Source organism: Protofrankia coriariae (assembly GCF_001017755.1).
Taxonomy (GTDB): domain Bacteria; phylum Actinomycetota; class Actinomycetes; order Frankiales; family Frankiaceae; genus Protofrankia; species Protofrankia coriariae.
In genome coordinates, this window is record NZ_JWIO01000011.1 from 58,416 (window position 1) to 66,346 (window position 7,931).

Here is a 7,931-nt window from a genome sequence, read left to right on the forward strand (position 1 = left end):
CCAGCCGATGCGGCTGGCGGCCGACGGCCGGAAGCTGTCACCGGCGCTGGGCATCGGGGCATTCGCCGAGGCGACCCTGGTGGCGGCCGGCCAGTGCGTGAAGGTCGACCCGGCGGCCCGTCCGGAGGCCGCCGGGCTGATCGGCTGCGGGGTGATGGCTGGTTTCGGCGCGGCGGTCAACACCGGCGCGGTCACCCGCGGTGAGACGGTCGCAGTGTTCGGCTGCGGTGGCGTGGGGGACGCGGCCATCGCAGGGGCTTCCCTCGCGGGCGCCCGGAAGATCATCGCGGTCGACGTCGACCAGCGCAAACTGATCTGGGCCCGCCGGTTCGGCGCCACCCACACCATCGACGCCCGCGACCTCGACCCGGTGGAGACGATCAGGACGCTCACCGACGGTAACGGCGCCGACCTGGTTATCGAGGCGGTCGGTCACCCGGAGACCTACCGGCAGGCGTTCTTCGCCCGGGACCTCGCCGGGCGGCTCGTCCTCGTCGGGGTCCCCGACCCGTCGATGACCCTCGAGCTGCCGATGATCGAGGTGTTCAGCCGCGGCGGTTCGCTGAAGTCGTCCTGGTACGGCGACTGCCTGCCCAGCAGGGACTTCCCCGTCCTGATCGACCTCTACCGGGCGGGCCGGCTCGACCTCGACGGGTTCGTGACCGAGACCGTGGGCCTCGGCGACGTCGAGGAGGCGTTCACCCGGATGCGGCAGGGCGGCGTGCTGCGCAGCGTCGTCCGGCTCTGACCGGCACGCCCCGGACAGCACCCCCCGGACAGCACCCCGCGGACCTGCGCATCGCGAGCCCGGACCGGCATACGCGGGTACGACTGGCACACGCGGGCCGCCGCCGGCACGTGCGGTCGACCCGTGCGTGTCGGCTCCGCGCCGGCGCCCGCGGTCCGGCCGGATCCGCTGACGACCAGTCTGGGCGGATCGGGCATGCTCGGTCCGGATGGGCCGGGTTGACCGGCCCGACACACGCGGACGACCGTGGACCACCACGGGAGCACCGGACGACAACGATGACGGGAACGGAGAACGCGTGGCCAGACACGACGGAGTGCGGGTCGATCGGATCATCACTCGTGGCGAGTTCCTGATCGACGGCCAGCGCTTCACCGTCGACAACAACATCTGGCTGGTCGGGGACGCCAGCGAGGTACTGGTCATCGACGCCGCGCACGACCCGTCCGTGATTATGGCCGCGATCGAGGGCCGCCGAGTGTCGATGATCGTGGCGACGCACGGCCACAACGACCACATCAACGCGGCCGTGGAGCTCGCCGAGCGGGTGCAGGCCCCGGTCGCCCTGTGCCAGGCCGATCTCATGCTGTGGGAGATGGTCTACCCGGGCCGCCCGCCGGATCTCCAGCTCGCGGACGGCCAGCAGATCCCGATCGCGGGCGGCGGCTGGCTGCACGTCCTGCACACCCCCGGGCACTCCCCGGGCGGCGTGTGCCTGTACGGGGTGATCAACGGGGAACCGGTCCTCTTCAGCGGCGACACCCTCTTCCGCGGTGGGCCGGGTGCCACCGGACGGTCGTTCTCCGACTTCCCGACCCTGCTGAACTCGATCAGAAGACGGCTGCTGACGCTGCCGCAGGAGACGGTGGTGCACACCGGCCACGGCGACGACACCACCATCGGCACCGAGGCGCTCGAATACGACCAGTGGATCGTGCGCGGCCACTGATCCGACCGTCCGGCCCGCCGCCTTTCGCCGGCGTGTTCCGATATGTTCCAACACGCTCCGACGTGTTCCGGCGGGCCCCGATACCCTCCGGAAATCCGGTTCCGCCAGCCGTGGACACGGACTTCCCTTACATGTTGTAATCAGTTCATGGATCAGGGAGCCGACCTGACGGCACGGCTTTACGTGGACCTGGTGCGCGTGTCCAGCGCCAACTGTCGCTGACACCGGTGCCGCTCCCGGCACCGGTGTCAAGAATTCTTCGGCCGGTCCGGACGGCCCGTGGCACGGTCCACGACCATTCATCAGCCGTCCTTTTCCGCTGTCGGCGGAACAGGTGCCACGAAGTCCGCCGGTGCCACCGCGACAATACCCGGTCCGGACGCGTCCTTTTTGTTGACCAGCCGTCCCACCCGTGACCCGGGAGGTATTTCCCGACACCCGGGCCACGCATCCGAACATCCGACAGTTGTTCGTCCAGCAGCCGGGAAAATCATGCCCGGTCGTTTTTCCATGCGTTTCGCGCGTCGGGTGCTCCGTGCACTCCGGTACCCGCCGTGGAACGCCGTCCTCCGTCGGTGCCCAGTGGCCGCCCGGTCCTGCGGGCAGCGCTTCGGGCGAACCGAGCGCTTCGGGCGAACCACCAGAAGCACGGGCAGCCAGAACCAGGGCCATCAGAAACACGTCAGGAACAAGTGAAGGGACGAACTGTGAGCACTGTCACCCATCTCGACGCGCGGCTGGCCGGCGATCTGGCTGTCCGGCCGCTGCAGCCGACCATCGGCGCGGAGATCAGTGGGGTGGACCTGCGGTATCCGCTGACCGACGAGGTCCGCGACCAGATCCGGGCGACAATCCTGAAATACAAGGTCGTCTTCTTTCGTGACCAGGAGCTGACCCGCGAGGAACACGAGGCGTTCGCCCGGCGGTTCGGGCCGCTCTATCCGCACCCGAGCGGGCCGAAGGCACCCCTCAACGACAGCGCCGGAAGGGCGACCTCGATCCACCGGATCGCCGCGGCGGACTTCAAGGACTACGAGCGGGCCCGCGCCACCGCGGACGCCGACGAGAACTGGGACGCCTACCACACCGACACGAGCTGGCGGCTGGTGCCGACCTGGGGGGCGGTGCTGCGCGCGGTCACCCTGCCTGATATCGGCGGTGACACCATCTGGGTGGACGCCGGGCTCGCCTACAACGCGCTGTCCGACGACGTGAAAGAACGTCTCGCCGGCCGCCACGTCACCCACGACTTCCGAGACGCGCTGAACGCCGTGGGTTACGACTACCCGATCGTGTCCCACCCCGTGGTCCGGGTACACCGCGAAACCGGCGAAAAGATTCTGTGGGTCAACTTCACCCAGCATCCCTCGATTCTCGGGCTTGACAGGTCGGAGAGCAGGGAGCTGCTGACCCTCGTTCTGGACCAGTACCGGAAGCCGGAACACCAGGTCCGGTTCTCCTGGCGGCCCGGTTCGGTCGCGTTCTGGGACAACCGTGCCACCGTCCATTACGCGGTACGCAACTACGGCGACTTCCCACGGGTACTGGAGCGGATTCTGATCGCTGAGGAGCCGCTGTACGCCGACCTGTGATCCCGGCCGACAGCAACACACAGTAATACATTACACACAGCGACGAACGGCACCGGGTGACACGGGTGGCCCGGATCAGGTAGCGGAGAGTGCCTGCCTGGTCCGGGGCCGCTGTTGCCCGCCACCCGGCGGCCGTGGAGGCCCGTGGGCGGGCCACCATAAAACGATCGACGGGATTCTGCGGCGGGAACGCACCGGCGCTCCCCGGTCCGTCCGGCCCTGCCCGTCCGACGCCGCGGGTACCCGGCTCTGGCGAGGCGGAGCCGGGTACCGGGTTCCTACCAGGCGCTCAGGAGCCGGGCCGGGTCGTAGCTGGGCAGACCCGGTACCTGCGTCGTCGTCCGCGTGACGGCGACGGGTGACGCGGTGTCACCGTCTGGCCGCGAAGTCTTCCCGCGCACAAAGACATGGATGTCACCCACCATCCCTGATCCGGGGTCACCGTTCCGGTACACACTCCAGGCCCGAGGCCTGGACAGGGCACGCCGGGCCGTCGGCGCCGTTGAACTCCGCCCACATCCGCGCGTACCGGCCGCCGGCCCGCAGCAGCTCGGCGTGGGAGCCCTGCTCGACGACCCGGCCGGCGGCCATCACCACGACCCGGTCGGCACGGGCGGCGGTGGTGAGCCGATGCGCCACCACCAGCGTGGTCCGCCGGCGCGCGACGTGCTCGGTGGCCTCGGTGACCGCCGCCTCCGTGGCCAGGTCGAGAGACGCGGTGGCCTCGTCGAGGAGCAGGATGTCAGGGTCGGCCAGTGCCGCCCGGGCAAGTGCCAGCAGTTGGCGCTGCCCGGCCGACAGCCCCCGGCCGCGCTCGCCGACCGGATGGTGGTAGCCCCCGGGCAACCGAATAATCATTTCGTGCGCCCCGACGGCGCTGGCGGCGGCCACCACCTCGGTGTCCTCCGCCTCCGGGCGGGCGTAGGCGATGGCGTCCCGCACCGTCCCGGAGAACAGGAACGCCTCCTGCGGGACCACGCCCAGCCGGTGCCGGTAGCCGGCGAGATCGAACCGGGTCACGTCGGTGCCGTCAACCCGCACCACACCGCCGGTCGCATCGTAGAAACGCGCGACCAGTTTGACCACGGTGGACTTGCCCGCGCCGGTCTCCCCCACCAGGGCGACGGTCTCCCCGGCCGCCACCCGCAGGCTCACCCCGTCCAACGCGGGACGGCTGGTGCCGGCGTAACGGAAAGAGACGTCCTCGAGCGTGATCCGGCCGGCAAGCCGGCCAACCGGCACCGGATCCGCGGCCGACGGGGTGGAGGTGGGTGTGCGCAGCAGGTCGCGGATGCGCCGAAGGCCCACCTTCGCCTGCTGGTAGCCGTCGAACACCTGCGAGAGCTGCTGGACCGGGGCGAAGAACAGGTTGATGTAGAGCAGGTAGGCGATCAGCCCGCCGGTGGTCAGCGACCCGGACGCGACCAGCCCGGCACCGGCGCCGAGGACGAGCGCGGCGGCCAGCTCCGAGCAGAACTCCATGAACGGGAAGTAAAGGGCGATCATCCGCTGCGACCGCATCCGCGAGGCGCGGTACCGCTCGGCCAGCACCCGGAAGTCGTCCTGGTTGCGCTCCTGCCGGCGGAAGGCCTGCACCACCCGGATGCCAGCCAGGTTCTCCTGCAGCGCGGCGTTGACCGCGCTGACCCGCTCCCGCGACTCGGTGTAGGCAGCCGAGGACTTCGCCCGGAACACCAGCGTGACCGCGATCCCGACCGGCAGCATCGGGAGCACGACCAGCGCCAGCTCCGCGTTCAGCACGACCAGCGCGATCCCGATCCCGACGAACGACGCCAGCGCCACCACCGCGGTCGTCAGGCCCGTCTGCAGGAACGTCGACAGGGCGTCCACGTCCGTGGTCATCCGGGTCATGATCCGGCCGGAGAGCTCGCGTTCGTAGTAGTCCAGGCCGAGCCGTTGGAGCTGGGCGAAGGTCTTCACCCGCAGGACGAACAGCAGCCGCTCCCCCATCCGCCCGGTCACCCGGGCCTGGACGACCTGCCCGCCCCAGGCCGCCAGGACCACGGCCAGCGCCACCGCGGAGGTGGCGAACAGCACCGGCGACGCGCCCGTGGACACGCCCGCGTCGACCCCGTGGCGCACCAGCGCGGGCATGGCCAGGCTCGCGGCCGCGTCCAGGGCGACCAGCAGCAGGCCGACGGCGAGCAGCCCGGGCACCGCGCGCAGCAGGCGGCGCAGCGAGAACGCCGGGTCGGGCGCGGCGGCGTCGGTTTCGCTTACCCGGACCGGCTCGGTCGCGGGCGGGAGCCGGGCCACCTGGGTGAGCAGTTCGGGGGTGGCCGGGGTGTCGGCGAAGGGGCCGCCACCGAACCCCGCCCCCCGGCCGCCGAACCCGCCTGCCCGGCCGCCGCGCGCGGGGCGGGCCGGCCGCATGCCGTCCAGGCCGGCGCCCACCCAGGTATCCGGAACCGGACGCATACGGGGCGTGAGCGCACCTGCGAATGCCGCCGGCCGGCCACCGTTCGCCCGGCCCTTGCCTGCATCATCCTTATTTATCTGATTTACCTTGTTTACCTGATTCGCCTGGTTCGCCGGGTGACTGCCGTTGCCCGTCTGATCGGAGCCAGCGCCCGCCCGGTCGAGACTCGGTCCGGACAGCAGCATCGTGTACAGCGGACAGCGGACGGTCAGCTCCTCGTGGGTGCCGACGTCGACCACCCGGCCGGCGTCGAGCACCGCGATCCGGTCGGCCAGGTGCAGGGTGGAGCGGCGGTGCGCGATCAGCAGGGTGGTCCGCCCGCGCATGATCTGCCGCAGGGCGGTGTGGATCTCGGCCTCGACCCGGACGTCGACCGCGGACGTCGCGTCGTCCATGACCAGGACGGGTGGGTCGACGAGCAGGGCACGGGCCAGCGCGATCCGCTGGCGCTGGCCGCCCGAGAGCGTCAGCCCCTGTTCGCCCACGACCGTGTCGTAGCCGTCGGGAAGCTCCCGGATGAAACCGTCCGCCCGGGCGGCCCGCGCCGCGGCGACGATCTCGGCGTCGCCGGCGTCCGGCCGGCCGTAGGCGATGTTGGCGCGGACCGTGTCGGAGAACAGGAAACTGTCCTCGAAGACCATCCCGATCTGGGCCCGCAACGACGCCAGGGCCAGCTCCCGGACGTCGTGGCCGTCGATCCGGACGGCACCAGCACCGGCGCCAGGGCCAGAATCGGGGCCAGTACCAGGGCTGGCGCCAGAACCGGCGTCTACGTCGTAGATGCGGGAGAGCAGCGCGGCCACCGTCGACTTGCCCGACCCGGACGCCCCGACCAGGGCGAGGGTCTCACCGGCCTCGACCCGCAGCCGGAATCCGTCGAGCACCGGACGGTCCCGGGTGTAACCGAAGGTGACGTCGTCGAACTCGATCGTCCCCCGGGCGCGCCCGAGGCTGACCGCCCCGGCCCGTTCGGTCACGACCGGGGCGGTGTCGATGAGCTCGAAGACCCGGATGGCGCTGGCCCGGGCCTGCTGCCCGACCGTCAGCAGGTTCGCGAGCATACGGGTCGGCGCGACGAGCTCACCGAGGTAGGTGCTGAAGGCGAGGAAGGTGCCCAGGCTGATGTGGCCGCGCAACGCCAGCCAGCCGCCCAGCGCCAGCACCCCGACCTGCCCGACGGCCGGCACCGCGGCCAGTGCCGGCATATACCGGCTGGTGATGGTCACCGCACGCATGCGCAGCGCGAACAGAACGCGGGCGGACGCGGTGAGCCCGGCCAGCTCCCGCTCCTCCTGCCCGAAGCCCTTGACCACCCGCACGCCGGCGACCGCCTCGTCCACCACCCCGGCGACCTCGCCGGCCTGCTGCTGGGCCGCCCAGGTCGCCGGGAAGACGGTCCGCCGCGCCCGCAGCCCGATCAGCAGCAACAGTGGCCCGACCGCGAGGGCGAGCAGGGTCAGCAGCGGCGAGAGCACCGCCATGATCGCAATGGTGAGCACGAGCAGCAGCAGGTTGCCGCCCAGCCACGGCAGGTACGACAGCAGCCCCTGGATGGCGGTGACGTCCGAGATGGCCCGGCTGACGATCTGGCCGGTGCGCATCCCGTCCTGGCGGACGCCGTCGAACCGCGCGAGCGCGGCGAACACCGCGTCCCGCAGGTCGTACTGGACGTCGAGGGAGAGACGCCCGCCGGTGGTGCGGCGGNNNCCCGCCGGTGGTGCGGCGGACGTAGCTCGCGGCGAAACGCAGCACCCCGGCCACGAGCAGCGCAATCACGTAGGGAGCGAGCGGATGCCGGTGGTCGACCACGACGTTGTCGACCACCCCGCGCTCGATCAGCGGGGTGATCACGGCGAGCACGGTGGCCAGCACCGCCGCGCCGGAGGCCACGGCCGCGTTGCGCCGGTAGCGCAGGATGCACCCGCCCAGTCGACGCAACCAGCCCGGTCCGGACGCGGACCGTGCCGGCTGGACCAGCCAGGCCGGTGGTGTCGGTGGTGTCGGCTGGGCCGGCCCGGTCGACTGGCCGGTCGAGCCCGGCGTCACGGGGCCACCGTGGTGGTCGGACGGGTTGCTGTTCGCGCGAATCTCCCGGGATGGCTGGTCGGGTCGGGGCAACCTTCAGCCCAACCATCCTGGGAGATCGTCGCTTCCCGGCCGCACCCACCGGCCGGCCGGTGTTGCGCGCCGCCGGCCGGCCGG

4 protein-coding genes and 1 pseudogene (1 of these 5 only partly in view) are annotated in these 7,931 nt (G+C 71.4%); 4 read left to right on the forward strand and 1 reads right to left on the reverse strand.

What is annotated here, in order from left to right; genetic code table 11:
* The 4 genes and pseudogenes from FrCorBMG51_RS09010 to FrCorBMG51_RS09020 all read left to right on the forward strand — a co-directional run.
* Nucleotides 1-748: pseudogene (locus FrCorBMG51_RS09010) on the forward strand (S-(hydroxymethyl)mycothiol dehydrogenase) (it extends 382 nt beyond the left edge of the window).
* A 298-nt stretch (nucleotides 749-1,046) separates the two neighbouring features.
* Nucleotides 1,047-1,697 (forward strand): MBL fold metallo-hydrolase, encoded by a 651-nt coding sequence (locus FrCorBMG51_RS09015; RefSeq protein ID WP_047222662.1) that lies wholly within the window; start codon nucleotides 1,047-1,049, stop codon nucleotides 1,695-1,697.
* Between the two features lie 147 nt (nucleotides 1,698-1,844).
* A complete protein-coding gene (locus FrCorBMG51_RS33655) occupies nucleotides 1,845-1,919 on the forward strand; it encodes a putative leader peptide (RefSeq protein ID WP_371390116.1) in 75 nt (24 codons plus the stop codon).
* A 485-nt stretch (nucleotides 1,920-2,404) separates the two neighbouring features.
* Entirely contained in the window at nucleotides 2,405-3,289 is an 885-nt protein-coding gene (locus FrCorBMG51_RS09020; RefSeq protein WP_047222633.1) for a TauD/TfdA dioxygenase family protein, read from the forward strand.
* A gap of 438 nt (nucleotides 3,290-3,727) precedes the next feature.
* Here the strand turns inward: FrCorBMG51_RS09020 and FrCorBMG51_RS09025 are convergent, their stop codons facing one another.
* Nucleotides 3,728-7,375, reverse strand: coding sequence for an ABC transporter ATP-binding protein (locus FrCorBMG51_RS09025; RefSeq protein WP_235433441.1), 3,648 nt, complete (start codon nucleotides 7,373-7,375; stop codon nucleotides 3,728-3,730).
* Nucleotides 7,376-7,931: the final 556 nt, after the last annotated feature.